Origin of the sequence: Paenibacillus borealis, assembly GCF_000758665.1 — a bacterium.
GTDB classification, from domain to species: Bacteria; Bacillota; Bacilli; order Paenibacillales; family Paenibacillaceae; genus Paenibacillus_AQ; species Paenibacillus_AQ borealis.
The window spans coordinates 4,555,522-4,581,484 of record NZ_CP009285.1 but is presented as its reverse complement, the minus strand read 5'-3'; the positions used below and the strand labels follow the sequence as shown (position 1 = coordinate 4,581,484).

The following is a 25,963-nucleotide window of genomic DNA, read 5'->3' as shown; positions in this document are numbered from 1 at the left end:
TGTATTTCGTGCAGGATTCAATAATATTAACAGATCTATCTACGATACAATAGGTAGTTTATATAAGAGGAGGAGCACAGAGCATGAATGAACTAGGGCTTGACTACGAAGAAGAGCTGGACGCCTTCCTGATCTGGATGAAGGACGCCGGTTATACAGCTTATACCCAGAAGTCCTATCTTGCCGATGTGCGGGAGTTTCTGAATAGCTTAAACGGACGTGAGCTGGGGAACGTTAAAAAGCTGCATGTTGTCTCTTACCTGACTTCCGTGCGGGAACGCGGGGTAAGTGATGCGACACGTAACCGCAAGCATGCCTCCATCAGTTGCCTGTTCAAGGCACTGACGGAGCTGGAGCTGCTGAATATTAACCCGGCTGCCGGAATCAAGAAGTCCAAGACCGAAAAAAACCGTGAACCGGTCTATCTGGATGAACAAGACCTGCAGCGGTTCTTGTCTGCGGTGGACGGCAAGTACAGAAGCCGCAATCTGGCTGTCTTCTTGCTGATGTCATATATGGGGCTACGGGTAGGGGAAGTACATACACTGAATCAGAATGATTATAATGTAGAAAGACGTTCCCTGCGTGTCTTCGGCAAAGGCCGCAAATGGCGCAACGTCCCGGTTCCGGAGGATATCGCTCCTTATCTTGACCAGGCGATGGCGGACCGACTAACACCATGGCGCAGCAAGGAGGAGGCGATGTTCATCTCGCAGAAAGGCCGCAGGCTCTCGATCCGCGGAATTCAAGGGATTGCTGCCGATACCTTCAGCCGCTTCCAGAGTGAAGTGCCTTCGTCCCAGCGCCGGCCATACTCCAGCCATAAGCTGCGGCACTCCTTTGCCACCATGCTGCTGCGTAAGGGTGCAGATCTGCGCACAGTACAGGAACTGCTGGGTCATTCCTCGATCCAGACAACCACTGTATACACACATATTACGAGCCGTGAGAAGGAAGAAGCCATGTCCAGACTGCAGATAGGTATGCCTTATAAGACAGGCAGCGGCGATAAATAAACTGCAGCTAATAGCGTTAATACACACTATGAACTTTTGTTCAAAACATAACGCATAAATCACACGTAATGTGCATTTTTATAATGACAATACCGCCGTGAATTGCTAACATGAGAAGGGGTTATTATTCAGGGTAGAAGGCAGAGAGGGACAAGCCTCGAAGTCGTATACACAAAGAGCAGAGAATGGATAATGAAGAATATGCATACCTGGCGGACTCCGGTGGAACTTGAACGTCTCCGGAAGCCCGGCCATGAGCTGGACAGTAATCCTGACTTTAATCAGTTAACGCGTCTTCGCGCGTCTGATGACAGGGAGGGCTGGAGAAGAAGGAGAGTATAATCTCTTATTCAAATAAAATAGCCGCCAATCCATAGAGGATTGGCGGCTGGCTTGTCCATGCGCAGAAATTACAGCTCCAGCTTGGCGATCTCGCCTTTGAGCTTATCGGCAGATTGCTGGAACAGAAGCTGTTCTTCGTCACTGAGCGGAAGGTCGAGCACTTCACGTACGCCGGAGCGGTCTACGACACACGGAGCACCGAGGAATACATCTGACACACCGTTGTAGTTGTTCAGCAGTGTGGATACATTCAGGACAGAGCCTTCATTGTTCAGGATGGATGCGACAATCCGGTCCAGGGCAAGTGCGATGGCATAAGAGGTAGATCCTTTGGCATCAATGATCTCATAGGCGGCATTCTTGGTGTCCTCGAAGATCTCATCACGTTCCGCTTCATCGAAGCCCAGATCAATTCCCGCGACATTGGCGAGACTCCAGACCGGCAGCTCGGAATCGCCATGTTCACCAATGATTTGTCCATGGATACTGCGCGGATCGATTTCCTTGTGAAGCCCGATCAGGTAACGGAAGCGGGCACTATCCAGTACTGTACCGGAACCGATAACCCGTCTGCGGTCGAAGCCGCTGATCTTCAGGGTGGCATAGGAAAGAATATCGACCGGATTTGTGGCAATCAGCAGGATGGCGTGATGATTGTATTTCGTGATTTTTTGGATGATATCTTTGAAGATCGAGATGTTCTTACGCAGCAGGTCGATCCGGGTTTCACCTGGCTTCTGGGAGGCTCCGGCAGTGACGATGATGATGTCGGCTTCCTTGCAATCCTCATAGGTGCCGGCCCATAGCTTCACACCGCCGACAAACGGCATGCCATGATTCATATCCAGCGCTTCACCAAGCGCCTTCTGGTGGTTAACATCGATCAGTACAAGTTCGGGCATACGCTTACGCAGCAGCAGCGTATAGGCTGTCGTGGTTCCGACTGCACCGGTGCCGATCACTACGACACGATTGGGCTTAAATGGGGCCATTGTTACATCTCCTCCAGCTTTCGAATTTTACGGTATAAGGATTTATAAGGTTCACTCCATTAATCATCCTTATATTTCTCGCTGAAACGGTACCGTCTGTCAGAAGAACGGAGAAGCCGTTTCCACTTGCGGTCCAATCTTATCCATCATAATCTCTAGGGATAGTGTTTTCAAGCTGCCCGCTTTTAATCCATTACCCCAAAATGGGTATGCTAACAAAGTATTTCTTATTATCCACTCAATCACTTGACAGGAGCGAACTTTAGAATGGATTTATTCCGCAAAAAACCGCTGGCTATTCCCCAGAATACCGGAGCGGAGAAACTTAGCAAGACACTGGGTGCAATGGATCTGACCATGCTCGGTGTAGGGGCCATTATCGGCACCGGAATATTTGTAATGACGGGAGTGGCTGCGGCGGAGCATGCCGGACCGGGACTTGTGATTTCCTTCATCCTCGCGGGCTTTGCCTGTGTACTGTCCGCGCTGTGTTACTCCGAATTTGCTTCCACACTGCCCGTATCCGGCAGTGCTTATGCATACAGCTATGTCGCTTTCGGCGAGCTGCTTGCCTGGGTTCTCGGCTGGGATCTGGTGCTTGAATACGGCGTAGCCGCGGCGGCGGTAAGCAGCGGGTGGTCCGGTTATTTCCAGGGGCTGCTGGAAGGCTTCGGCATTCATTTGCCCACCGCTTTGTCAGGGGCGTATAATGCAGATAAAGGAACCATTATTAATTTGCCTGCAGTCGTCATTATTCTGCTTATCTCCTATCTGCTGACACGCGGGGTTAAGGAGACCGCCCGTTTCAATGCAGTAATGGTTGCGATCAAAATATCGGTGGTGCTGCTGTTCCTCGTCACCGGTGTGTTCTATGTGAAGCCGGAGAACTGGACCCCGTTCCTGCCGTTTGGTTTCCATGGTGTGGTGAATGGTGCGGCCACCGTATTTTTTGCCTATATCGGATTTGATGCGATTTCGACTGCTGCTGAGGAAGTGAAGCGGCCGCAGCGCGATCTGCCGATCGGAATTATCTCGTCGCTCGCAATTTGTACCGTTCTCTATATCGCTGTATCCCTGGTACTGACAGGCATTGTTCCTTATCAGAACCTGAATGTTAGTGATCCGGTATCGTTCGCCCTGCGGTTCGTTGATCAGAATATGATCGCCGGCTTAATCTCTGTAGGTGCGATTGCCGGGATGACTACGGTTCTGCTCGTTATGCTGTTCGGACAGACCCGTCTGCTGTTTGCCATTTCCCGTGACGGATTGCTGCCGCAGAGCCTGTCCAAGGTAAGCCCCAAAACACACACGCCGGTGCGCAGCACATGGATGGTCGGCGGACTGATCGCTGTTCTTACCGGCTTCGTGCCGCTCGACCGGCTGGCGAATCTGACCAGTATCGGGACCTTATTTGCCTTCCTGGTGGTTTCGCTGGGTGTTATTGTGCTCCGCCGCACCAAAACAGATCTCAGAAGGGGCTTTAAGGTTCCCTGGGTTCCCTTTATTCCACTCCTTAGTGCGGCAGCCTGCGGTTATTTAATGTATAATCTGGGAAGAGAAACTTGGATAGGCTTCCTGATCTGGCTCGCGGTAGGACTGCTAATCTACGGACTGTACGGATACAAACGCAGTAATTTGAATACGAAGAAATAATGGATTAACGGGAAGAGGAGAGAGAACATTGTCATCCACAGCTTCAGGTTTCAAGGTTCTGAGAATGGTGCTCCTGCTTCTCATGACCTTACTTATTCTCTCGGCTTGTTCTTCTGCTCCTGCTCCCGAGCCTTCCCAGCCCCCGCAGCCGACGGAAGCGCCGGAAGAGGGGCAGATGATTACGGTTATCACACCGGATGCGAAGAACGTCGACAATGAGAATGCCCCGAAATATCAGATTCAGACCCGTCTGACGGATTTCAGGCTGCTTAACCCTTCAGCGGGAATAGCGTGGGGGGTCACCAAAAACGAGCTGCGCATGTATATGACCCTGGATAACGGCAAGACCTGGACCAATATTTCGCCGGCTAAGACTGTGCAGTTTCTGAGCAATCCGGTGTATGGCAAAGAGATTTTCTTTACGGATCCGAGTAACGGCTGGATTATGCGAAGCTCCTTCGGCACGACGGAGACGGTTGTACTGCGCACAACAGATGGCGGACAAAGCTGGAAAATATCTGCCTTTCACGACTCCAACACCTTGTCTTCCTTCTACTTCAGTTCACCTACCCATGGCTGGCTGATGACCTCGTGGGATGCCAGTTCCACCAAAGAGAGCAAAGCCCTGTATGCTACGGAGGACGGAGGGGCAACCTGGTCTCTGTTGATGCAGAATGAGCAGTATAATCCAAACCTGCCTAATAATACAATTCCGCTGCCGGGCGTAACGACCGGAATGATTTTTAAGGATGAGAGCCGCGGATTCGTAACGCTGCAGACCGGGGCGCTGCCCAAGATCTATGTGACCAAAGACGGCGGTTCGACCTGGGCTGCAGGAGCTGAGTTTCTTGTCAACGAGAGCTTCGGAGGCTGTGACCGGGTCATTGCCGGTGAACCTGAATTCTTCGGTTCCGACCATACTAGCGGATGGCTGTCTGTAGGGTGTCAAAAAGAGAAAGAAGGCAGCATGGCCTACAACGGCTATTTCACCGCAAACGGGGGAGAGAACTGGAAGTTTATCAGCTTCAGCCGGCCGGCGCTGACCGGAATTAACCGGCATGTGGCTCCTGAATTTCTCAGCTCGCAGGTAGGCTGGTCGTTAGAGGGGAACCTTTTGTACAAGACGATGAATCAGGGGGAGACCTGGACGGCACTTCCGGCCAGCAGTGTGCTGCAGTCTAAGCTGCTTGAATATCCGGAGGTAGTGAAGCTCCAATTCATCTCTAGTGATGTAGGCTGGCTGCTGATACAGAAGGAAGAAGACCGCAGATCTATCCTGCTGCAGACTACGAACGGCGGCGTGAGCTGGCGGGTTATGTAATTGTTAATTAAGAGGTTGTCCGCAATAGCGGGCAGCCTTTTCTTTTGATATCCGCGCGTAAAAGCCCTCTTAATATAAGGAAAAAACTTATTTAAAATTTTCTTTAAAAATGTGAAAAAAATCACATGACAAACTTTCATTCCTGTGATATATTTAACACATAGAGAACAAGTTCATTTTTTCACAAACTTTCATCCCGAATAGGAGAGATTATTATGAAAACATTTGAAACGGATTATATGACAAGAAACCTGCTGCAATTGTGCTACAACTGTGACGATGCTCACCTGTGTGAAACGGAAGAACAATGCAGAGCATGCTGGGCGGACAGCGGTATGCTGCCGGAAGAAACAAGCGAAACCAGACAATTGTTAGACCTCGTACATGCTTAATGTGATTGCCTCTTTTGAAATAATAAAGACCATTTAAGTTCCCGGATATAGGGGGATTTGGGTGGTCTTTTTGGCGTGCAGTCATCATTCCTGTGAAGATTCTGTCTAAGCAGCGGCTGTTGTTACACTTTTGTTATGCTGTCTTGAAGGGAAGAGGCATATACATGTAGAGCAGACCTGAATAGGCAGGAAACTTACTACATGGGAACAAGGGGGAAGAGACAATGGGAACGGGACCGGATCCATCCTGGATGTTTGATTTTACAGGAACGGTATTGCCGATATTCCTCGCTGTAGTCGTGGGGATTATCGCTGTGTCTGCAGGCAGAGGACTGCTTCAGTGGAGCCGGAACAATAACGCCCCCCTGCAGTCCATACCCGCCCGCATCGTCAGTAAACGCAGCGAAGTGCGCCAGCAGCAGGCCCAGGATGAGAGCAGCCGTACCAGCACAACCTACTACCTAACGTATGAAGCGGAGGATGGCGTCCGGAGAGAGTTCAAGGTGGATGGCCATGAATATGGCATGAGTGCAGAAGGTGACAAGGGGATGCTTACGTATCAGGGTACGAGGTATCACGGCTTTCAGCGGCGCCCGCATTACTCCACGGCAGAGTAGCTTACAGGTTTGTTCTTTTATAGTGTGATGATTATTTGAAAAGCGTTCAGTAGCACCCCCTCGTTACCGGCAGCGGAGCATGGGGGTGTTTGTATTGTGTCCACGGCTCAGAGCAGGTAATCACGGTATCCAAAAGTATTGCTGCAGACTCGCAGGAAATTGGGCTGGGACAGTCACCTCTTAGGCGAATGCACATACAATACAGCGAGCAGTAAAGAACAACGGATGCTTGGCGTTACAGCTTTGTTCCATAACTGTTAATGAAGTGATTACAAGGAGGAGAACGCGTGGCCGTCATCAAAACGAACTCGGAGGATGTAAGGGTGCTTGCGCGGCTGATGCGGGCCGAGGCCGAGGAGGATGGGGAGTCAGGTATGCTGATGGTCGGCAATGTCGGGGTCAACCGGATTCTTGGCAACTGTCTGGACTTCAACAACATCCGCAGTGTGAATGATATGGTGTACCAGAGCCCGGGCGGCTTTGAAGCTCCGCAGAAAGGGTACTTCTATCAGCGTGCACGGGAGGCCGACATCCGTCTGGCTAAACGCGCCATCAATGGTGAAAGAACCTGGCCTGCATCGAATGCGCTGTGGTTCTTCCGGCCTGTCGGGGACTGCCCGGCCAACTGGTACAATCAGCAGAACACCGGCCGCTATAAGGCACACTGCTTCTTCACTCCGACCCAGGTGGATTGCCCGTCACTATTCTAGGCAAGGGCAGCCCGGAGAAGATAGGGTTTACAGAAGCTGCAGGCAGCAACTTGTTCTCCCGGGCTGCATCTCAAGGAAGCTAATGGTCACATTACTTAGGTGTCGCTAACACAAATTTTAGGAGGTTATTCGTAAATGATCGTTCAACCCTACCGTCCCGTTACTTATATGATGGGCAGCAACCCCGCAGGTGGCATGAATAACATGAACAATATGAACAATATGAACAATATGAACAATATGAACGGCATGGGCCCGATGAGTACTATGGGTGCCATGAGCAACAAGGGCAGCATTGGAAATATGGGTACTATGGGCACCATGAGCGGTATGCCGCCTCAAGTCTCCAGCGGCAGCCCCATGACACCAAGCGGAGCAGTGGTCTCTACAACTGCACCGGTGTTCGAACAATCTTATGTGGAGAACATCTTCCGCCTTAACCTTGGCAAGGTCGGCACCTTCTACTTCACCTATGAGAATAACAAAGACTGGAACGCCAAGGTCTACACCGGTGTGCTTGAAGCTGCAGGCCGCGACCATCTGATTATCAGTGACCGGGCGACCGGACAGCGGGTTGTCCTGCTGATGGTGAATTTCGATTATGCCACCTTTGAAGAGCCGCTGGTCTATCAATATCCGGGAGTTATCGGAAATCCTGCTGTGGTGCGCAACTGCCGATAAGCTTTCCGGCCATTTATCCATAGAATAACGCAAAAACGGCTGTCCACCTTTGTTATAAGGCGGTCAGCCGTTTCTTATGCTATCGTACGTGCATATGCTGTATTTTTCGAGGGGACACGCATGCTTGCTGTTTCACCTAATATATTTATATAATAAAAGTATTATTTACAATCCGTGATTTATGTACAGGAGCTGAGGGCATTGGGAAATTGATACTGAAAGGGACAGTTGGCATGATCCAGTCTGACATTTTGAACAAACGAAGGAGGTGGGCCTATCCGCCCGCACAGGAAACGGCGGATAGGAGTATAAATTGAGCGACCCTTTACCCGGTATATTAAATGTAGGTCTTATTATTTTGATTGTGCTGCTTAACGGTTTTTTTGTTTCGGTTGAGTATGCAATGGTGAAGGTGCGCAGCGGGCGCATCGATTCACTGATTGAGGAAGGCAGCAAGAGAGCTCCTGCAGCAAGAAACATCGTTCATAATCTGGATGGTTATCTGTCCGCTTGTCAGCTCGGCATTACACTTGCCTCGCTTGCGCTGGGCTGGCTCGGAGAACCGGCGATTGCTACGATTGTAGGACCGCTTATTACGAACCTCGGCTTCGGGGAAACAACTGTTTTTGTGGTTTCGCTTATCATTGCCTTTATGTTTATCACAGTTCTGCATATTGTACTGGGCGAGCTTGCCCCGAAGACCATTGCGGTGAATAAAGCGGAGGCGGTGCTTCTGCTTGCTGCAGGTCCGATGAATGTATTCTACCGGATCATGTATCCCTTCATCTGGGTGGTCAACGGCCTGGCACGCGGCCTGCTGCGTATCTTCCGTCTGGCGCCGGCATCGGAGCTGGCTACAGCACATACAGAGGAAGAAATACGCATTCTGATGCAGGAGAGCAACAAAAGCGGATTGATCGACAACACAGAAATGACCCTGGTGGATAATATCTTCGAATTTGCCGATACCATGGCCAGGGAGATTATGATTCCGCGCACGGAGATGATCTGTCTCAATACACATTTGGAGACGGATGAGAACCTGGAAATCGCCTTTGACGGGATGAGAACACGTTATCCGGTCTGCGACGGAGACAAGGACCATATTCTCGGCTTCATTCATATCAAGGATATGATCCGGGATAATGCACCCAAGTATAACGAATTGATCCGCCCTATACTAACTGTACCGGAATCGATTCAGATTAGCAGTCTCCTCAAGGTCATGCAGCGTGCCAAGACCCAAATCGCTATCCTGATTGATGAGTATGGCGGTACCTCGGGTATGGTTACTCTGGAGGATATTATGGAGGAGATCGTCGGAGAGATTCAGGATGAGTTCGACGAGGAACGTCCCGGCATCGAGAAGCTGGGGGAGGATGAGTTCTCTATAGACGGCCTGATGCTGATCGAGGAGATCAATGATACCCTCGGAATCCACATGGAGACGGATGATTACGATACGATAGGCGGCTGGCTGTACTCCAAGCTGGAGGTCAATCCTCCCCAGAAGGGCCAGACAGTAGAGTTCGATAATCATCTGTTTGTGGTAGAAGAGACGGATAATAAGCGGATTTCCCGGATTAAACTGCTGAAGGTGCAGTTTTTGACCGAGGAAGCCGGAGCTTAATTGAGATAAGACAAGAGCATGGCGCTATTATTGCGCTGTGCTTTTTTTTGCATTTCAGGGGTCATATATTCACCTTGATCTCCCAAGGCAAAAACTGCCGGGCCCATAAGACGAAATCCACGATTCGACTGGATTCGCGCCGGGTAAGAAAGTGTAAATAGGTGGAATGTAATATCTTGAAGTCATGAAAGGAGAGAGGCCTATGGAGGATCATCATTACCATTACAATGATCTGCTTGTCCTCTTATCTGTTGCTATAGCTTTTCTATCTTGCTTCACAGCTCTGGATCTGGCGGAACGGCTCCTCCGCGGCCGCAAGGGAAATCTCTATATTCTGCTGATTTCTGTAGTGCTGGGCACGGGGATGTGGAGTATGCATTTCATTGGGATGCGTGCGATGGATATAGGCGTTCCGGTATCGTATGATCTGCTGCTGCTTGTGTGCTCGCTGATCATTCCTGTGGCGGCTTCTTACATGCTGTTCGTAATGCTCGGGAATCCCCATACCCGCAGCCGTGTATATCTGGGCCTTGGCGGCCTGCTGTTCAGCAGCGGCATCCTGATTATGCATTATAGCGGAATTCTGGCGATGAAGCTTGCGGCAACGTATGAACAAGGGGTATCGTCCATTATCTTGTCCATACTATTCGCCCTGATTGTCCCTGTAATTACCGCATCCTATGATCCGAAATGGCTGGAGAATGCGTACAATATGCTCAGCGTCAAAAAACTGCTGCTCGTGCTGACCCTGACCGGCGCATTCACTGGTATACATTATTCTGCAATGGCCGGTGCCTCCTTTACAGTAGTGGATTCATTCTTGTATACAGGACGCGCCCCGCTCTTGGATGATTCACTGCTGGGCATCATTCTGGGCGGCTCATTCCTGTTCATTGTGACGATTGTGCTTGGCCTGTTGTACAGGGACAGGCAGCGTGTGCTTAGGGCGGCAGCATTTAATGAGCAGCGGTATATGGCCTTGTTTGAGCATAGCCCGGATATGGTGTTGTGTATTGATCCCGCACTTAAGAAGATCATCAGTGCCAATCCTTCCCTGTGGAACACCACCGGATACGGAATAGAAGAACTGGGGAACTTCAAGAACGTTCTGTATAGCGACAGAGATGAATCCGCAGTTAAAGAAGCTGTGCGCCAAGCTTCATTAGGGAAGTCCTCCAAGCTGGAACTGAAGGTCATCACCAAGGACGGCCAGCAGATGATCTGCAGCGTAACGGTATTTCCATTGCTTCATAATAAGGAGCAGCTGATCTATCTCGTTGCCGAGGATGTCACAGCCCTGATGCAGTACCAGCATGAACTGATCCAGGCCAAGGATGCGGCAGAAAGTGCAGCCAGGATGAAAAGCGAGTTCCTGGCAACGATGAGCCATGAAATCCGCACACCGCTGAACGGAATTATCGGCATCAATCAGCTGCTGGCCGAAGAGCTCAGCAAACCTGAGCATCTGGAGCTGCTCAAGCTGCAGAGCAGCAGCAGCCACGCGCTGCTCCATGTAATGAGTGACGTTCTGGATATCTCCCGCCTTGAAGCAGATGGTCTCGTGCTGAACAAAGAGCCTTTTCAGCTGACCGTGCTGCTGCAGGAATGTATGGATCTGTTCGAAGTAATCACCAGAGACAAGCAATTGTCGCTTGTACTGTCGGTAGAAGAGGGGCTTCCCGGCAAGTTCATGGGAGATACTGCACGCATCCGCCAGATCCTGGTTAATTTAATCGGCAATGCGGTGAAGTTCACTCATTCGGGAGCGGTTACAGTAACTGTTGAGTCCTGTGGGATGAAGGGAGCTTCACAAACACTTCAGTTTATGGTGCATGATACGGGTATAGGCATTCCGCCGGATAAGCTGCAGCTGCTGTTTCAATCCTTCTCTCAGGTGGATGCTTCACACACGCGCAAATATCCGGGTACCGGTCTGGGGCTGGCCATTTGTAAGAAGCTGGTGGAGCTCATGCAAGGAGAAATATGGGCGGAGCCAGCGCCGGGCGGCGGTACCCAGTTCTTTTTCAGAATTATACTACAGTCGCTGGACCCATCGCCGGAGCTGGTTTACAACAAAGAAAATGAAGACAGTGAAGAGGCTGCGGCAACAAAAGCTGTATAATGTAGGGTTTGCCAAGGAGAGAACTTTAATTATATAATTTTAAAGTAACTTATCTTTTATCACGACAGTCCTACGGACGGAAAGGAACTCTCTTTGAGCAAATCGAAAAAGAACAATGTCGCGCTTCCCCAGATGAGCAAGCAGGAGAAACGCCGGGCAGAGCAGGAGCAGCAGAAGCAGAAAACGAGAATTCTGATCGTGAGTACAGTGGCCTTAGTCGTTATTATTTTTGTAGGGTTATTCATGCTAGCCTCGAAGGACAGCTCAACTGCAGGATCCACTGCGGATCCGGTGGATTTCAATTACAGTGAAATGGCGCGGCTGGGTAAAGAAGATGCTCCAGTCAAAATCGTCGAATTCGGCGATTACAAATGTCCGGCTTGTGCCCAGTTTACCGGGGTAATCAAACCGCAAATCGTTCAGGAGTATGTAAATCAGGATAAAGCAGCCTTTTATTTCGTGAACCTGGCCTTTATCGGTACGGATTCGAGAACAGCCTCACTTGCGGCACTCTCCGTGTACCATCAGAACCAAGAGGCCTTCTGGAAATTCTTCGATGCCATTTACGCTAACCAAGGCGCAGAGAAGGAAGAATGGGCAACACCGGACTTCCTGGTAAGTCTTGCACAGCAATTAGAACTGCCTATTGATTTCGACCTGCTGCGTAAAGATATTGAAGACAAGACCTACGAAAGCGAACTGGAGAGAGATATCCAGCTTGGCACAGACACTGGAGTAACCAATACACCGAGTTTGTTTGTAAATGGAGTCAAGGTGAATGAACCTTTTAATATGGAGGAAATTGATGCTCAAATCCAAGTAGCTGCGGAAGCTGTGGCTGCACAATGAATAAATTCTCTGCATTCTGCCGTCGCAACTGTCTCTACTTGGCCTGGTTCGTCTCTGTTGTTGCTGTAGCTGGAAGTTTGTATCTCAGTGAAGTACTGAAATATGAGCCCTGCAAGTTATGCTGGTTTCAGCGGATATTCATGTACCCGCAGCTGTTTTTGCTCGGAATTGCCACTTACCGGGGAGATAAACGCATTATCCCTTATGTACTTCCCCTCAGTATTATCGGCGGGAGCATTTCCATTTACCACTATGCGGAACAAAAAATTCCGGCACTCAGCAAGGTGCTTCCATGTACGATTGGTGTGCCGTGCAACACGGATTATCTGAATTTTTTCGGATTCATCACCATCCCGCTGCTTGCACTCATTGCGTTCGCTTTGATCACAATTCTGCTATGGACTGGACGCAAAGAGGAAGCAGGAGAGTAAGAAGCCGTCAGGCAGAATGAAGAGTATATATTTCCCTTAAATTAAGTGTAAATTAATCAGCAGAAACGCTGTAAAATCACGCGATAAAGGGATAATGAAAGAGAATGAAAGATCAAGACATACCGGATCATGGATTTGGTTGTTTTGGTTGTTTTTCATTCTTTTTTCATTTGTTTCAACGCTTTACGGAAGAGGCATTGTAGATTAATATTAGTCCTTGTGAGAAGTTGAATATGCGCTGAATTTTCCGGAAGGAAAAACGGGGGAACCAAACTTGGCCGAGTGCCAACGGGGTGAATCGGAAGCGGGTCAGCAGACTCGAAATCCGTAGGGCTACCACAGCCCGAATCCGCCAGCTAACCTCGTAAGCAATAGTGGGATAATGACCATGCACTTAGGCATGCGGATCATTTCCGTATGCTTATTTTTGTGCCTGCATTTATGAAATCCACTTATGAAAACAGCGCGCGGTACTGCCGATTCAACTTAACAAAGAGAGGAACTGTTACTACAATGGTAAGCAAGGTAAAACGACTATTGATCGGGCGTCCGATGAAGTCGAACGAACTCGATCATGAAAAGTTATCCAAGGTGAAAGCACTGGCTGTCCTGTCTTCTGATGCGCTCTCGTCTGTAGCCTACGGAACAGAACAAATCTTAATCGTACTCGTAGCCGCAGGTTTTACAGCTATCTGGTACTCATTGCCAATTGCACTAGCCGTATTGGGCCTGCTGGCCATTTTAATCCTGTCCTATCGGCAGACCATTTTTGCTTATCCGCAGGGCGGTGGCGCGTATATCGTCGCCAAAACCAATCTCGGTGTGCATACCGGTCTCTTGGCCGGCGGTTCTCTGCTGGTCGATTACATTCTAACCGTTGCGGTAAGCGCCTCGGCGGGGACAGATGCGATCACATCAGCGTTCCCGGGTCTTCATAATCATAGTGTACTTATAGCGGTTTCTGTTATTCTGCTCTTAACGATTGTCAATCTGCGGGGTGTTACCGAATCAGCTTCCTTCATAGCCATTCCGGTATATCTGTTCGTAGTCTCCATCTTTGTGCTGATTATTGCCGGAGTCTTCAAATATGCAACCGGCGGAGCTCATGCCCAGGTTCCGGAGATCGGATCAGCGGTATCGAATGTCAGTATGTTCCTCCTGCTTAAGGCATTCAGCTCCGGCTGTTCGGCCCTGACCGGGGTAGAAGCAGTCTCCAATGCGATCCCTAACTTTAAAGCACCTGCTGAGAAAAATGCGGCCAAAACGCTGATGCTGATGGGCCTGATTCTCGGTATTATGTTCACAGGGATTACGCTCCTGGCTTATTGGTACGGCATCATGCCGGATGAGAAAGCAACGGTTGTGTCACAGATTACCGAGTCTACTTTTGGCCGCGGCGGTTTGTACTTCTTCATTCAAGGGATCACGGCGGTAATCTTGTTCCTGGCGGCAAATACGGCCTACTCGGCCTTCCCGCTGCTGGCGTTCATGTTCGCCAAAGACAAATATTTACCGCATGCCTTCATGGTGCGCGGCGACCGGCTGGGATTCTCGAACGGCATTATTTTCCTCGGTGTAATGTCGGCTGTGCTAGTAGCTGCTTTTCACGGAAATACCGAAGGCTTGATTCCATTATATGCAGTTGGGGTATTCATTCCATTTACACTTTCACAGCTTGGCATGATGGTACAGTGGTACAGAACCAAGCCTAAGGGCTGGCAGAGCAAATTCGCCGTGAATACGGTCGGCATGCTCACAACCTTGACGATTACCCTGATCTTCATTATTACTAAATTCTCGAGCGTGTGGATGGCCTTCATCTTCCTGCCGCTTGTAATCATCGTATTCCACCGGATTCACCGCCATTATATGAACATTGCAGATCAGCTGCGCATTTGTCCGGCAACGGATAAACCTTGTATTAAAGGAAGTACAGTGGTGGTTCCCGTTGCCGGTGTTACCCGCGCGGTACTGCATTCCATCAGCTATGCGAAGTCATTGACTGAGAATGTAGTGGCTGTATATGTCGGATTTGATGAAGAAGAGATTCACAAAATGGAACAGAAGTGGGAAGAGTGGAATCCCGGGGTGCGCCTGATTGTACTCCGCTCGCGTTACCGCAGCATCATCCGCCCGCTGGTGAAATTCATCGATACGGTGGAGTGGAAAACCGCTTCAACAGACCACATTACGGTACTCATTCCGCAATTTGTTACGAAGCACTGGTGGCAGGCGATTCTGCATAATCAGACCAGCTTGTTCATCCGCTCTTATCTGATGAATCAGAAGGATATCGTTATCGCAACAGTGCCATATCATTTGCACAAATAGACATACCCTTTATATGTAAAACGGCTGTTTCTGCAGGTTGCGGACACAGCCGTTTTTTGTGTTGCGCAGCATGTTTATACAGGACTACTTATAATTTAGTTGACAGAGAGAATGAGAATCAATATCATCAGTTTATGTGAGGCGAAGGCCACAATCACCTTTGACCAATAAATGAATGTACATACAGGAGGGGTTTTTTAATGTTTTCGTTAAACCTGCATAGATCAACAAGCATGAAGCTGGCTATGGCCGGACTCATGACAACAACACTGCTATTATCCGCATGTGGAAATAACAATGCGGCCAATAACGGAACAGCTGCAACTACGGCACCTGCAGCAACTGCCGAAGCAACAACTGCACCTGCAGAAACAACAGCTCCAGCGGTAGAGCAAACAGTAACTGATGCAATGGGACATAAAGTCACTATCCCTGCGAACCCGCAGCGTGTACTTGCTTCTTATTTGGAAGATTATCTGGTCGCACTCGGCGTGACTCCGGTTGCCCAATGGTCCGTTACAAACGGTACTATGGAATACCTCACAGCTGAGCTTAAAGATGTTCCAACCATCAGCTATGACCTTCCACTGGAAGCCGTAACCAGCTTCGCACCGGACTTCCACATCGTACAATCGGAAGGTACTGTTCAGAACGGCCTGTATGACCAGTTGAACAAAATTGCACCTACGTATGTACTCGGCGACGAAGTCAGCAAGGACTGGCGCAAATCGCTGCTCAAGATCGGCGAGCTATTGAACAAAACGCCTGAAGCAGAAGCAGCAATTACAGCGTATGATCAAAAAGCGGCGGATGCTAAAGCCAAAATCTCTGCTGCGATCGGCGATGAGTCGGTTGCCATTCTCTGGCTGGTCTCCAAGAGTTTCTTCATTGTAGACGAAACCCGCAGCAGCGGAGCGGTATTGTATGGAGATCTTGGACTGAAGCTCCCGAATCTGGTCACCGAAATTCCTGCAGAGTCCAGAGCAACGTGGAACCCGATTTCACTTGAGAAATTATCTGAGCTGACTGCAGATCATATCATCCTTGTGAACAGTGACGGGGCGGATGCTGCTGAAATTACGGATGGCGCGATCTGGAAGGGGATTCCGGCTGTTAAGGCGGGGAATGTTCATGAGTTTGGCAGAGCAACCAGCTGGCTGTACAGCGGTCCTATAGCTAACTCTAAAACAATTGATGATGCCCTGAGCAGTCTTGTGAAGTAAGCGGCGCTTAACGGGCCGGTAATCAGCCTATGCCGGCAGAGAATGTGCAGGTCATTGTATCCCCGGATGCGATGATCTGCACCTTTTTTTAAATTAATTAAAGATTGAGAGAGTACAGCATAGTTTACGTGCTATCTGCTTGTACAATATTCATATATTTGCGATAATGAGAATGATAATCAATTAGAAGCAAGTAATAATCCTGTTAGGAGACGGCTTATGGTTTCATCCACACGTTCTACGCTTAATCCTTCAACTGCTGCAGGGGACAAGCCCGTCAGGTCCCGGCCGGTAGCTGCAGTCACCATTCTACTGCTGGGGAGTGCCGCGATCGTCTTTGGCCTGATGTTATCCGTATCGTTAGGGGCAGCGGATATCCGGCTGGTTACCGTATGGGAAGCTGTGTTCCGCTTCAATCCGGAGCTGGCGCAGCACCAGGTCATCCGGGAGCTGCGGATTCCCCGGGCTCTGGCCGGAGCGCTGGTCGGTGCATGTTTTGCGGTTGCCGGTTCGATTATGCAGGGAATGACCCGCAATCCGCTGGCCGATTCCGGACTGCTGGGACTTAACGCCGGAGCCGGCGTCGGCCTGGCATTGGCGTTCGCCTTTGCGCCTTCGCTCTCATTCATGTATATCATGATCTACTGCTTCATCGGAGCGGCAGTAGCATCACTGCTGGTCTTCGGCATCGGTTCGCTGTCACACAGCGGGCTGACCCCGCTTCGCCTGACCCTTGCGGGTGCAGCAGTCAGTGCCATGCTGCTGGCGGTCAGCCAGGGCGTCGCGATTCTGTTCCACCTCTCCCAGGATATCGCATTCTGGATGGCAGGCGGGATTGGCGGAGCGAACTGGACCCAGCTTAAGATTATGTTTCCTTGGGTCGCTGCAGCATTAATCGGGTCTTTGGTGCTCTCTCGTTCTATCACGCTGTTAAGCCTGGGCCGGGATGTTGCCGCAGGACTGGGACAGCGTACACGGCTGGTACAGACCGCAGGGATGATCATTGTGGTCATTCTTGCCGGAGCGGCGGTCTCGACGGTGGGGCCGATTGCTTTTGTCGGATTAATGATTCCGCATATTACACGTTATCTCGTTGGGGTGGATTACCGCTGGATTATTCCTTGCTCGGCTGTACTCGGCAGCATTCTCATTATCTTTGCCGATATCGCTGCGAGAATGATTAATGCGCCTTATGAAACACCAATTGGGGCCCTGATTGCTGTAATCGGTGTACCGTTCTTCATCTATCTGGCCAGCAAGCGCAAGGGGGAGCTGTAATGAACAGGACCATGTTAGTACCCTCTGCTAAAGCGCGCCGCACCAGAGAAGCCAGCATTTTAGCGCTGCTTGGCGTACTTATCGTTGTTATTTTTATAGTCAGTATGAATACCGGCTTCATGCGCTTATCACCACTAGATGTTCTACATACTCTACTCGGAGAAGGAACCCAACAGCAGAAGCTGATTCTGTTTGATTTCCGGCTGCCGCGTATAGTGATCTCACTGCTCATCGGGGCGGGCTTCGCAGTATCCGGATCTATTCTGCAAGGCCTGTCGCGCAATGCTCTTGCTGAACCCTCAACCTTAGGGATAAACGCCGGAGCGGGTTTTGCAGTGCTGATCTTCATCTCATTTGTCCCGGCAACCACGGCAGCACCAATCTTTGTTCTTCCGCTGCTGGCGCTGGCAGGTGCAGCTCTTACGGCCACACTGATCTACTTCCTCTCCTACCGGAGAGCAGACGGACTCTCGCCTACACGGCTTATCCTAATCGGGATTGCCGTAGGTGCCGGCATTTATGCTTTTCAGCTGATCCTGTCATTAAGGCTGGACCCGCAGAATTATCAGTTCGTAGCCATCTGGCTGGCCGGCAAAATCTGGGGCGGAGACTGGCGGTTCGTGCTGGCACTGCTCCCCTGGATATTGACCCTGCTGCCGTTCGCATTCTACAAAGCCCGGGTGCTTAACGTACTGAACCTGGGGGATGAAACCTCCAAGGGACTTGGCCTGCCGCTGGAGCGGGAACGTCTGCTGCTGGCCGCCGCTGTTGCTCTCGCAGGTGCCTGTGTCTCGGTAAGCGGGGGCATCGGCTTTGTTGGACTGATTGCACCGCATCTGGCGCGCAGGCTTGTAGGCCCGCGGCATCAGATCATGCTGCCGGCTGCTGCTTTGATCGGCGCGCTGCTGCTGCTTACGGCAGATACCATCGGACGCTGGATTCTGCAGCCTACAGAGATCCCTACGGGTATTGTTGTGGCGATCATTGGAGCCCCGTACTTTTTATATCTTTTGGCTAAATCGAAGGCTTAATATAGGCATTCATAGGCGAAGTTCTCATCAAAAATTATAATTCTAAGGAGTGAGTATCATGTCGGAACGTTTGAATACAGAACAGCTGAGTATCGGATACGCAGAGGCGATGATTGTAAAGGGGCTGAACCTGTCGCTTCCCACAGGGAAGATTACGGCACTGGTTGGAGCGAACGGCTCAGGTAAATCTACTATCCTGAAGACGATGGCGCGCATCATGAAGCCGAAGAGCGGCAGCGTCATGCTCGACGGCAAATCCATTCATAACCTGTCCACCAAAGAGGTGGCCAAGCAGCTGGCGATTCTGCCGCAGAATCCTACTGCACCTGACGGTCTGACAGTATCTGAGCTGGTTGGTTACGGCCGCTACCCGCATCAGAAGGGCTTCGGCACAATGACACCTGAAGACCGCAGCATCATCGCTAATGCAATCGAAGTTACCGGCATGACAGAGTTCCACGACCGTCCGATTGACCGGCTCTCCGGCGGACAGCGTCAGCGGGCCTGGATTGCAATGGCTTTGGCACAGCAGACAGATATTCTATTCCTTGACGAACCGACGACATTCCTGGATATGGCCCATCAGCTGGAGGTACTGCAGCTGCTGCAGAAGCTGAACGAGGAAGAAGGCCGGACAATTATCATGGTTGTACATGATTTGAACCATGCCTCCCGTTATGCGCAGCATATGGTAGCGATCAAATCCGGCAATGTAATCAGTGAAGGAGCGCCGGTTGATGTAATGACTCCGGGAGTCCTGCGTGAAGTGTTCGGCATTGAAGCTGATATTGTACCAGATCCGCGTACCGGAGTGCCGCTGTGCCTTCCTTACGAACTGGCCGCGTACAAGGCAGCCGGACTGTAAGTGTGAGCTGTACAGGCCAGTGGAGCGGAGAGGAGCAGCGCAATGAACGATCTATTGATTAAGGAATTCGGCAACAAGTTTGATCTTCATCCTGAAGAACCGGAGGGAGCCCTGCACTCTTTTGCTGCGATTGATCTGGTGCAGGAGCAAGGCATGAGGGCATTTGTGGACACTTACGGGCCGCTAATGAAAGCACTGGACGATAAAGCGGCTGCTGCATATTTCGGCGGCTATCTGTCCAATCTTGCACTTGCGGTTCAGTATTCAGTTACAGGATTATCAATCGTTCCCGATCTCAGCCTCATGAATTTGAGTATTCATCTCATACCTGCAGACGGATATTGCCGGATTGCCTTCTCCCTTCACGAGTGGAAGACGGAGCAGGGGCCTGAGGCAGAACAGGGCAGGGAAGTGTGGCGTAATGATGTATTTGCCCGTTTCTATCAAGAAACTGCCGGGCCGCTGGTACGCAGCATTTCACAGGTGAGCGGTCTATCGCTCGGCGAGATCTGGGGACAGATGCCGTCCAAATTCAATTATTATGTGGATTCCTTTGCAGCCGGACTTACAGATCCTAAGATGCTTAATCGGATTGAAGCAGATTACGGCTATCTGAAAGACGAAATGTCTGCTGAAGTATTCCAGATGCCCCGGAATCCGTTTCATGTGAAGGTGCGGAGGATTGAATCACTCACGGATCCGGAGCAGACTGTACAGATGCGCAACCGCTGCTGTATGTATTACCGGACTGAAGGCGGCCGTCTCTGCTATACCTGTCCCCGGATGAAAGAGGGGGAGCGGGCTGAGAGAAGGGAAGAATTCCGTTCAGAGCGTGCTGCGGCCGGGAAATAGGTTATAATCGGGAATAATGAAACATAATAATGCTGTATGCTGCTTCCAAACAGGCTCCTGTCATTGACAAGGGAGCCTGTTCGTTGTTAAAGTTGTGGTTGCCGCGATGCACGTGTGAGGCAGGCAGATGATCACGATCATCATTTTCATAGAGTTAGGAGCATGAAGAATGAATATTGACAACATATATGAGGACTTGCAGCAGCTGGTCACAGCAGGCTCGCTGAAGCGCCACGAGAATCTTAAGGATCTGGTATATACCCGCATGGGCGGTCGAGCGGATATTTGGGCCGCACCCGCTACTTACGATGAAATTCAGAGAATATCTACATATGCGCATGATCATCATATACCGCTTACGGTACTCGGAAACGGCTCGAATGTCATTATCCGGGACGGGGGCATCCGCGGCATTGTGCTTCAGACCTCTGACATGACGGAAATGGGCATCCGGGACGGATTGCTCTACGCGCAGTGCGGGGCGAAGATTATCGACGCTTCGAGGTATGCGCTGGAGCAGGAGCTGACGGGTCTGGAGTTCGCCTGCGGTATTCCCGGAACGGTAGGCGGGGCGCTGTATATGAATGCGGGAGCTTACGGCGGTGAGGTTAAGGATGTGCTGCAAAGTGCACTTGTAATCAACAAGGACGGACAGCTCGTGATTATGCAGGGCGATCAGCTTCAGTGGGGATACCGCAAAAGCATCTTTGCCAGCGGAGAGTATATTGTGCTGGAGGCCAGATTTGCGCTTCAGCCGGGTGATCCTGCGGCGATCAAGTCCTCCATGGATGAGCTGACCTATCTCCGTGAATCCAAACAGCCGCTGGAATATCCCTCATGCGGCAGTGTATTCAAGCGGCCGCCGGGCCGTTATGCCGGCCAGCTGATTCAGGAGAGCGGACTGCAGGGGACCCGCATCGGCGGAGCAGAGGTATCGCGCAAGCATGCCGGATTCATCGTTAATGCGGATAATGCGACGGCAAGTGATTATATCGGACTGATTCAGCATGTGCGTGCAACAGTTAAGGATAAATTCAATGTTGAGCTGGAGACGGAAGTTGAGATTCTCGGCGAAGAAGTATAATTAAGCTGATAATTTCTTATATTTGAATCAATAGACGTATGTAAGGCCATGGGTAAGCTTCACCCATGGCCTTTATGTGTCTAAGGTAGTACTAGTTCATTCAGCTCAAGGCCAGCGAATATTTCGCTCTGTCCGTCTGCAGCTCGACATTATCTTCTGCTACTGAATTCAGCTTCAGCCCGCTCACTGCGATCTCATAATTTGGCTGCGGAAGCGGCACAAGCTCACCGTCAGCATTCAGGGTATTCCCCGAACCCCGCAGAATCAGTGCACTGTCCAGGTATTCATCAAGGACATCCTCGGCGTTTCGGTAGTCTACAGTCTCCAGATTAAAGTGGACAGTATCCTGGTCATCCAGCTCCTGTTTCTTGATTACCAGGGTTGCATGTTCCTGCGCCTCCAGCCAATCTATAAGCTTCTGTACGTTTTGTTCCATATAGGATCCCATCCTTTGGTTAGTAAGAGATTGTTAATTCTAAGTTACCCGTTTCCGGGCAATTGAATCCATAGGTTCGCCACATCGTATTAATTAACGGTATTAATATTTCATGGCATAAAAAGAAAATTCGCGCTTTAATCGGGGAGCTGCAGCCGTCCGCCGGAAGATACATTGTTTGCAGTTCCCCATTAGAGTGTAAACTACATCTATGCACTTCTATTAACAATACATAAACGGGGAAGGTGAGCCTAATGTGGGGTGCATTGATGTGGGGAGCCATTTCCGGCTCTGCTGTATTACTCGGGGCACTGCTGGCGTTGTTCCTGTCCATTCCAAACAAGCTGATCGGATTCATTATGGCCTTTGGAACAGGCGTACTGATTGGTGCAGCTGCTTATGAGCTGCTGGAGGATTCCGCGAGTGACGGCGGGCTGGCCCCGACGATCATCGGTTTTACTGCGGGAGCGCTGGTATTCACGCTGTTTGACTGGTATATCTCGCGAAAAGGCGGCGCCGGCCGCAAACGCTCAGCCAGAGCTTCAGGGAAGACGGAGAGTAAAGGCGGCAGCGGCCTGGCTATTTTTGCCGGAACCGTACTGGATGCTATTCCTGAGTCGATCATGATCGGAGCAAGCCTGATTGCCGGCCAAGGTGTAAGTCTGCTGCTGGTCATCGCTATTTTTATCAGCAATATTCCGGAAGGGTTGTCGAGCACGGCAGGGCTGAAGCAGGACGGCTACGGCAAAAGAAAAATTATGCTGCTGTGGCTCGGCGTTCTGGTTATTTCCACCGCAGCTTCGGGAGCCGGCTATTCGTTTATGGACCATGCAAGCGGATATACGGAGGCGCTGATTGCTTCTTTTGCCGGGGGCGGAATTATCGCGATGGTCTCCTCCAGCATGATGCCTGAAGCCTATGAGGACGGCGGACCGCTTACGGGATTTATTGCTGCCATGGGGCTGCTGTGCTCGCTGATTCTGGATCAGCTGTGAGGGTTGTCAACCCTCCTGCAATCATGGTATAGTTCAAGACGCACCATATGTATAGTCATAAGCATAAAGAAGAAATCTGCGTGCACAAGCGCAGGAGAGGTTCGCAAACTCCCTCTATAAAAAACTAAGACCGCCAGAGGCAGGATCAGCTTACCGGATACCCGGGGGCTTAAAGAGTACGGGCATTTGCCTGTACTTATTTCTTGTTATGCCGCGTGTCTCATCTTAGTAGAGCCAGGTTTTCGGAATCTCGTTCTTCTTTCCAGTTCAGGCCTTGAGCCTAGGGAAAAGAGAGGGGTTTTTTGTCATGTCAGAAGGCAGACTGAAAGAGGAAATGCAGGAGGTTACCCTGCTGGGCAACCAAGGTACGAAGTATAAGTTCGGCTATGCTCCGGAGATTCTGGAGGCGTTCGATAACAAGCATCCCGGCCGTGATTATTTTGTCAAATTCAACTGCCCGGAGTTCACCAGCCTGTGTCCCGTTACCGGACAGCCGGATTTCGGTGTGATGTACATCTCGTATATTCCAGATATCAAAATGGTTGAATCCAAATCCCTGAAGCTCTATCTGTTCAGCTTCCGCAATCACGGGGATTTCCATGAAGACTGTGTCAACATTATTATGAATGATCTGATCTCGCTGATGGAGCCCCGTTACATCGAAGTCTGGGGCAAGTTCACGCCGCGCGGCGGCATTTCCATCGATCCTTACTGCAACTGGGGGCGCCCGGGGACCAAATATGAGGCCATGGCCGAGCACCGGCTGATGAATCATGACCTGTATCCGGAGAAAGTGGATAACCGTTAATCCGGCAGTTTCCCCGCACACAGAACAATAAGGAGGAGAGAATTACGATGAATAAAAAAGCACTGGTCGTCTTCAGCGGCGGCCAAGACAGCACGACCTGCCTGGTATGGGCTTTGCAGCAGTTCCAGGAGGTTCAGGTTGTTACTTTTAATTATAATCAGCGGCATGCCGCTGAGATTGAAGTCGCCAAGGAGATTGCCGCTAAGTTTGGGGTGAAGCAGCATATTCTGGATCTGGGACTGCTGAATCAGCTGGCCCCGAACGCTCTGACCCGGGACGATATCGAAATCGCTGCCGGTGAAGGGGAGGAGCTCCCGAGCACATTTGTAGATGGGCGGAACCTGCTGTTCCTGTCCTTTGCAGCGATTCTGGCCAAACAGCTGGGCTATAGCAACATCATCACCGGTGTCTGCCAGACGGACTTCAGCGGATATCCGGACTGCCGGGATGTGTTTGTAAAATCACTGAATGTTACCCTCAATCTGTCGATGGATTATGAGTTCGTGATTCATACCCCGCTGATGTGGCTGGACAAAAAAGAAACCTGGAAAATGGCCGATGAGCTTGGGTACTTCGACTATATCCGCGAGCAGACACTGACCTGCTATAACGGGATCATCGGCAGCGGCTGCGGCACCTGCCCGGCATGTCTGCTGCGCCAGCGCGGCCTTGAGCAATATGAGGCGGAGCGCCAGGGGGCGGGTCTGTAATGCAGGGTGAAGTATCTGTCTGCAAAATATTCACCTTCGATGCTGCCCATCAGCTGATCGGACACAAGGGGAAATGCAGCAATCTGCACGGGCATACGTACAAGCTGGAAGTTGTGCTGAAGGGCGTTCCGTCCTTGGAGCACGGCCAGTCGGATGAGGGGTTTGTCATCGATTTCAGCGATATCAAAGCGACCGTGAAGCAGCTTGTAGTCGACCGTCTGGATCATGCTTTTCTGGCCATGGGCAATGAGCCTGTATTGGAGACACTTACGGCTACCGGCTCCAAGGTGGCGCTGCTGTCGTTCCGCACGACGGCGGAGAACATGTCAGCATACATCGCTTATGAGCTGAAGCGGGCTTCATTGCCGGTGTACTCGGTTAAGCTGTGGGAGACTCCGACCTCCTGGGCAGAGGTGCTGGCTGCAGATATTCCGGAAGAGGGACCGTCTTATCGTCTGTACGGAGGCTGCGACCATGAGTAAAATACCTGTTATTGAAATGTTCGGCCCGACCATCCAGGGGGAAGGGGCAGTCATTGGCGTCAAAACGATGTTCGTCCGCACCTACGGCTGCGATTACCGCTGCAGCTGGTGTGACTCCGCCTTCACCTGGGATGGCTCGGCGAAAGATAAAGTAACGATGATGGAACCCCAGGAGATTCTCGCCGGGCTGCTTGAGCTGGCAGGTGAGAATTTCAATTGCGTAACCATCTCCGGAGGCAATCCGGCGCTGATCGGGGAGGCCATAGGCGAATTCATCACCCTGCTCCACGAACGCGGTATCCAGGCGGCTATCGAGACACAGGGCAGCCGTTGGCAGGATTGGTTTAACGATGTTGATGTGCTGACGATCAGCCCCAAGCCGCCAAGCTCAGGGATGAAGACTGACTGGGATAAGCTGCATGAGATCATGCTTAGAGTCGGTAACCATGGTAAGGCTGCTCATAGCCTGAAGGTGGTTGTATTTAACCAGGAGGATTATGAATATGCCCGGAAGGTACATTTCAAGTACCCGGAGGTCCCGCTGTTTCTTCAGCCGGGCAACGACAATGTCACGGAGGAAGGCGACATTTCAGGCCGTCTGCTGGGCCGGCTGGAATGGCTGTTCAATCTGGTAATTGCCGACCCGCAGATGAACCGGGCGCGGGTGCTGCCGCAGCTGCATGCGCTGATCTGGCATAATAAACGCGGTAAGTAGGGCTTGGCCATGATATAAACCTGAGACGGGACGTCCGCATTGCGGACGTCCTTTTCATTGTATAAATTCGGATTTTCGCAACAACAACGGAAACCTCTGTATTTCCAGCTGTAATATACTTGAAAGAATGATGAAATATTGGGGGGATTGAAATGGAAAACGGATATTACGCCGGGTGGGGGACGCTGGCACTGATCAACGCCGGAATTGCCCAAGGGAAAAACCGGAGCGGATTGAACTGGTTTCTGCTGTCATTGCTGCTGGGACCGCTTGCTACCTTTATCCTTGTGATCTCGGATAAGCTTCCGGAGTGAATTATCAGTTATAATATTAGGGAGCATTAGTGCTGGTATGCAGGAGAAGGTCTGCGGCAGGAGAATAACAGGTCATACCCTAA

The 25,963-nt window shown here is 50.7% G+C and carries 26 protein-coding genes and 2 riboswitches; of the genes, 24 read left to right on the top strand and 2 right to left on the bottom strand.

Features of this window, described 5'->3' with window-relative positions; all coding sequences use genetic code 11:
- Positions 1–83 precede the first annotated feature (83 nt).
- The gene (locus PBOR_RS19085) at positions 84–1,016 is read left to right on the top strand and encodes a tyrosine-type recombinase/integrase (RefSeq protein WP_042214355.1); all 933 of its coding nucleotides are present in this window, start codon (positions 84–86) and stop codon (positions 1,014–1,016) included.
- 410 nt (positions 1,017–1,426) lie between these two features.
- Here the strand turns inward: PBOR_RS19085 and PBOR_RS19080 are convergent, their stop codons facing one another.
- On the bottom strand, positions 1,427–2,350 hold the full coding sequence (locus PBOR_RS19080; protein ID WP_042214352.1) for an L-lactate dehydrogenase: 924 nt from the start codon (positions 2,348–2,350) through the stop codon (positions 1,427–1,429).
- 267 nt (positions 2,351–2,617) lie between these two features.
- Here PBOR_RS19080 and bcaP point away from each other — a divergent pair, with 267 nt between their 5' ends.
- From bcaP to murB, 17 genes are all read left to right on the top strand, one after another.
- Complete coding sequence (bcaP, locus tag PBOR_RS19075; protein WP_042214350.1) at positions 2,618–4,003, top strand: branched-chain amino acid transporter BcaP; 1,386 nt, start codon at positions 2,618–2,620, stop codon at positions 4,001–4,003.
- A gap of 28 nt (positions 4,004–4,031) precedes the next feature.
- On the top strand, positions 4,032–5,324 hold the full coding sequence (locus PBOR_RS19070; RefSeq protein WP_052429557.1) for a WD40/YVTN/BNR-like repeat-containing protein: 1,293 nt from the start codon (positions 4,032–4,034) through the stop codon (positions 5,322–5,324).
- A gap of 215 nt (positions 5,325–5,539) precedes the next feature.
- Positions 5,540–5,716 (top strand): hypothetical protein, encoded by a 177-nt coding sequence (locus tag PBOR_RS37425; protein WP_167549553.1) that lies wholly within the window; start codon positions 5,540–5,542, stop codon positions 5,714–5,716.
- A 224-nt stretch (positions 5,717–5,940) separates the two neighbouring features.
- Positions 5,941–6,333: a DUF2500 domain-containing protein gene (locus PBOR_RS19065; RefSeq protein WP_042214347.1), complete on the top strand. Its 393-nt coding sequence runs from the start codon at positions 5,941–5,943 to the stop codon at positions 6,331–6,333.
- A 287-nt stretch (positions 6,334–6,620) separates the two neighbouring features.
- Positions 6,621–7,043, top strand: a complete 423-nt coding sequence (locus PBOR_RS19060) for a cell wall hydrolase (protein WP_042214345.1) — start codon at positions 6,621–6,623, stop codon at positions 7,041–7,043.
- Between the two features lie 276 nt (positions 7,044–7,319).
- A complete protein-coding gene (gerQ, locus tag PBOR_RS19055) occupies positions 7,320–7,724 on the top strand; it encodes a spore coat protein GerQ (RefSeq protein ID WP_425415543.1) in 405 nt (134 codons plus the stop codon).
- A gap of 313 nt (positions 7,725–8,037) precedes the next feature.
- A complete protein-coding gene (locus tag PBOR_RS19050) occupies positions 8,038–9,354 on the top strand; it encodes a hemolysin family protein (protein WP_042214343.1) in 1,317 nt (438 codons plus the stop codon).
- 202 nt (positions 9,355–9,556) lie between these two features.
- Entirely contained in the window at positions 9,557–11,476 is a 1,920-nt protein-coding gene (locus PBOR_RS19045; RefSeq protein WP_042214341.1) for an ATP-binding protein, read from the top strand.
- A gap of 93 nt (positions 11,477–11,569) precedes the next feature.
- Complete coding sequence (locus PBOR_RS19040) at positions 11,570–12,325, top strand: DsbA family protein (protein WP_052429556.1); 756 nt, start codon at positions 11,570–11,572, stop codon at positions 12,323–12,325.
- Entirely contained in the window at positions 12,322–12,756 is a 435-nt protein-coding gene (locus tag PBOR_RS19035; protein ID WP_042214339.1) for a disulfide oxidoreductase, read from the top strand. The genes PBOR_RS19040 and PBOR_RS19035 overlap by 4 nt, the downstream gene beginning before the upstream one ends.
- A gap of 226 nt (positions 12,757–12,982) precedes the next feature.
- A riboswitch (cyclic di-AMP (ydaO/yuaA leader) is annotated at positions 12,983–13,142 on the top strand.
- Positions 13,143–13,269: 127 nt separating this feature from the next.
- Positions 13,270–15,087: an APC family permease gene (locus PBOR_RS19030; protein ID WP_042214336.1), complete on the top strand. Its 1,818-nt coding sequence runs from the start codon at positions 13,270–13,272 to the stop codon at positions 15,085–15,087.
- A gap of 200 nt (positions 15,088–15,287) precedes the next feature.
- Entirely contained in the window at positions 15,288–16,310 is a 1,023-nt protein-coding gene (locus PBOR_RS19025) for an ABC transporter substrate-binding protein (RefSeq protein WP_042214333.1), read from the top strand.
- A 219-nt stretch (positions 16,311–16,529) separates the two neighbouring features.
- Positions 16,530–17,588, top strand: coding sequence for a FecCD family ABC transporter permease (locus PBOR_RS19020; protein ID WP_042214329.1), 1,059 nt, complete (start codon positions 16,530–16,532; stop codon positions 17,586–17,588).
- Between the two features lie 11 nt (positions 17,589–17,599).
- Positions 17,600–18,619: a FecCD family ABC transporter permease gene (locus PBOR_RS19015; RefSeq protein WP_425415542.1), complete on the top strand. Its 1,020-nt coding sequence runs from the start codon at positions 17,600–17,602 to the stop codon at positions 18,617–18,619.
- A gap of 58 nt (positions 18,620–18,677) precedes the next feature.
- Positions 18,678–19,484 carry an ABC transporter ATP-binding protein gene (locus tag PBOR_RS19010; RefSeq protein ID WP_042214325.1) on the top strand — a complete coding sequence of 269 codons (807 nt, stop codon included), beginning with the start codon at positions 18,678–18,680 and terminating at the stop codon, positions 19,482–19,484.
- Between the two features lie 42 nt (positions 19,485–19,526).
- Positions 19,527–20,336 (top strand): (2Fe-2S)-binding protein, encoded by an 810-nt coding sequence (locus PBOR_RS19005; protein ID WP_052429555.1) that lies wholly within the window; start codon positions 19,527–19,529, stop codon positions 20,334–20,336.
- Between the two features lie 169 nt (positions 20,337–20,505).
- On the top strand, positions 20,506–21,420 hold the full coding sequence (murB, locus tag PBOR_RS19000) for a UDP-N-acetylmuramate dehydrogenase (protein ID WP_042214322.1): 915 nt from the start codon (positions 20,506–20,508) through the stop codon (positions 21,418–21,420).
- Positions 21,421–21,520: 100 nt separating this feature from the next.
- Here murB and ymzB read toward each other — a convergent pair whose 3' ends face one another.
- A complete protein-coding gene (gene ymzB, locus PBOR_RS18995) occupies positions 21,521–21,856 on the bottom strand; it encodes a protein YmzB (RefSeq protein ID WP_042214320.1) in 336 nt (111 codons plus the stop codon).
- A 254-nt stretch (positions 21,857–22,110) separates the two neighbouring features.
- On the opposite strand from ymzB, the gene PBOR_RS18990 reads away from it, so the two are divergent.
- The 6 genes from PBOR_RS18990 to PBOR_RS37420 all read left to right on the top strand — a co-directional run bounded on the left by PBOR_RS18990 (position 22,111) and on the right by PBOR_RS37420 (position 25,880).
- A complete protein-coding gene (locus PBOR_RS18990; protein WP_042214317.1) occupies positions 22,111–22,851 on the top strand; it encodes a ZIP family metal transporter in 741 nt (246 codons plus the stop codon).
- Positions 22,852–22,941: 90 nt separating this feature from the next.
- A riboswitch (PreQ1 riboswitch) is annotated at positions 22,942–22,985 on the top strand.
- Positions 22,986–23,158: 173 nt separating this feature from the next.
- Positions 23,159–23,659, top strand: a complete 501-nt coding sequence (gene queF, locus PBOR_RS18985; RefSeq protein WP_042214315.1) for a preQ(1) synthase — start codon at positions 23,159–23,161, stop codon at positions 23,657–23,659.
- A gap of 47 nt (positions 23,660–23,706) precedes the next feature.
- Positions 23,707–24,369 carry a 7-cyano-7-deazaguanine synthase QueC gene (gene queC / locus PBOR_RS18980; RefSeq protein ID WP_042214313.1) on the top strand — a complete coding sequence of 221 codons (663 nt, stop codon included), beginning with the start codon at positions 23,707–23,709 and terminating at the stop codon, positions 24,367–24,369.
- Positions 24,369–24,851, top strand: a complete 483-nt coding sequence (gene queD / locus PBOR_RS18975) for a 6-carboxytetrahydropterin synthase QueD (protein ID WP_042214311.1) — start codon at positions 24,369–24,371, stop codon at positions 24,849–24,851. Before queC ends, queD begins: the two co-directional genes overlap by 1 nt.
- On the top strand, positions 24,844–25,566 hold the full coding sequence (gene queE, locus PBOR_RS18970; RefSeq protein ID WP_042214309.1) for a 7-carboxy-7-deazaguanine synthase QueE: 723 nt from the start codon (positions 24,844–24,846) through the stop codon (positions 25,564–25,566). Before queD ends, queE begins: the two co-directional genes overlap by 8 nt.
- A gap of 152 nt (positions 25,567–25,718) precedes the next feature.
- On the top strand, positions 25,719–25,880 hold the full coding sequence (locus PBOR_RS37420; RefSeq protein WP_167549552.1) for a hypothetical protein: 162 nt from the start codon (positions 25,719–25,721) through the stop codon (positions 25,878–25,880).
- The last annotated feature ends 83 nt before the right edge of the window (positions 25,881–25,963 follow it).

What these genes read in the sequence shown, in the direction of transcription:
- PBOR_RS18990 (WP_042214317.1), top strand. Translation starts at nt 22,111, where the DNA reads ATGTGGGGTGCATTGATGTGGGGAGCCATTTCCGGCTCTGCTGTATTA.
- bcaP (WP_042214350.1), top strand. Translation starts at nt 2,618, where the DNA reads ATGGATTTATTCCGCAAAAAACCGCTGGCTATTCCCCAGAATACCGGA.
- queF (WP_042214315.1), top strand. Translation starts at nt 23,159, where the DNA reads ATGTCAGAAGGCAGACTGAAAGAGGAAATGCAGGAGGTTACCCTGCTG.
- ymzB (WP_042214320.1), bottom strand. Translation starts at nt 21,856, where the DNA reads ATGGAACAAAACGTACAGAAGCTTATAGATTGGCTGGAGGCGCAGGAA.
- PBOR_RS19080 (WP_042214352.1), bottom strand. Translation starts at nt 2,350, where the DNA reads ATGGCCCCATTTAAGCCCAATCGTGTCGTAGTGATCGGCACCGGTGCA.
- gerQ (WP_425415543.1), top strand. Translation starts at nt 7,320, where the DNA reads ATGAGCAACAAGGGCAGCATTGGAAATATGGGTACTATGGGCACCATG.
- queD (WP_042214311.1), top strand. Translation starts at nt 24,369, where the DNA reads ATGCAGGGTGAAGTATCTGTCTGCAAAATATTCACCTTCGATGCTGCC.
- PBOR_RS19020 (WP_042214329.1), top strand. Translation starts at nt 16,530, where the DNA reads ATGGTTTCATCCACACGTTCTACGCTTAATCCTTCAACTGCTGCAGGG.
- PBOR_RS37425 (WP_167549553.1), top strand. Translation starts at nt 5,540, where the DNA reads ATGAAAACATTTGAAACGGATTATATGACAAGAAACCTGCTGCAATTG.
- PBOR_RS19025 (WP_042214333.1), top strand. Translation starts at nt 15,288, where the DNA reads ATGTTTTCGTTAAACCTGCATAGATCAACAAGCATGAAGCTGGCTATG.
- PBOR_RS37420 (WP_167549552.1), top strand. Translation starts at nt 25,719, where the DNA reads ATGGAAAACGGATATTACGCCGGGTGGGGGACGCTGGCACTGATCAAC.
- PBOR_RS19010 (WP_042214325.1), top strand. Translation starts at nt 18,678, where the DNA reads ATGTCGGAACGTTTGAATACAGAACAGCTGAGTATCGGATACGCAGAG.
- PBOR_RS19035 (WP_042214339.1), top strand. Translation starts at nt 12,322, where the DNA reads ATGAATAAATTCTCTGCATTCTGCCGTCGCAACTGTCTCTACTTGGCC.
- PBOR_RS19030 (WP_042214336.1), top strand. Translation starts at nt 13,270, where the DNA reads ATGGTAAGCAAGGTAAAACGACTATTGATCGGGCGTCCGATGAAGTCG.
- PBOR_RS19045 (WP_042214341.1), top strand. Translation starts at nt 9,557, where the DNA reads ATGGAGGATCATCATTACCATTACAATGATCTGCTTGTCCTCTTATCT.
- PBOR_RS19015 (WP_425415542.1), top strand. Translation starts at nt 17,600, where the DNA reads ATGTTAGTACCCTCTGCTAAAGCGCGCCGCACCAGAGAAGCCAGCATT.
- queE (WP_042214309.1), top strand. Translation starts at nt 24,844, where the DNA reads ATGAGTAAAATACCTGTTATTGAAATGTTCGGCCCGACCATCCAGGGG.
- PBOR_RS19005 (WP_052429555.1), top strand. Translation starts at nt 19,527, where the DNA reads ATGAACGATCTATTGATTAAGGAATTCGGCAACAAGTTTGATCTTCAT.
- murB (WP_042214322.1), top strand. Translation starts at nt 20,506, where the DNA reads ATGAATATTGACAACATATATGAGGACTTGCAGCAGCTGGTCACAGCA.
- queC (WP_042214313.1), top strand. Translation starts at nt 23,707, where the DNA reads ATGAATAAAAAAGCACTGGTCGTCTTCAGCGGCGGCCAAGACAGCACG.
- PBOR_RS19065 (WP_042214347.1), top strand. Translation starts at nt 5,941, where the DNA reads ATGGGAACGGGACCGGATCCATCCTGGATGTTTGATTTTACAGGAACG.
- PBOR_RS19085 (WP_042214355.1), top strand. Translation starts at nt 84, where the DNA reads ATGAATGAACTAGGGCTTGACTACGAAGAAGAGCTGGACGCCTTCCTG.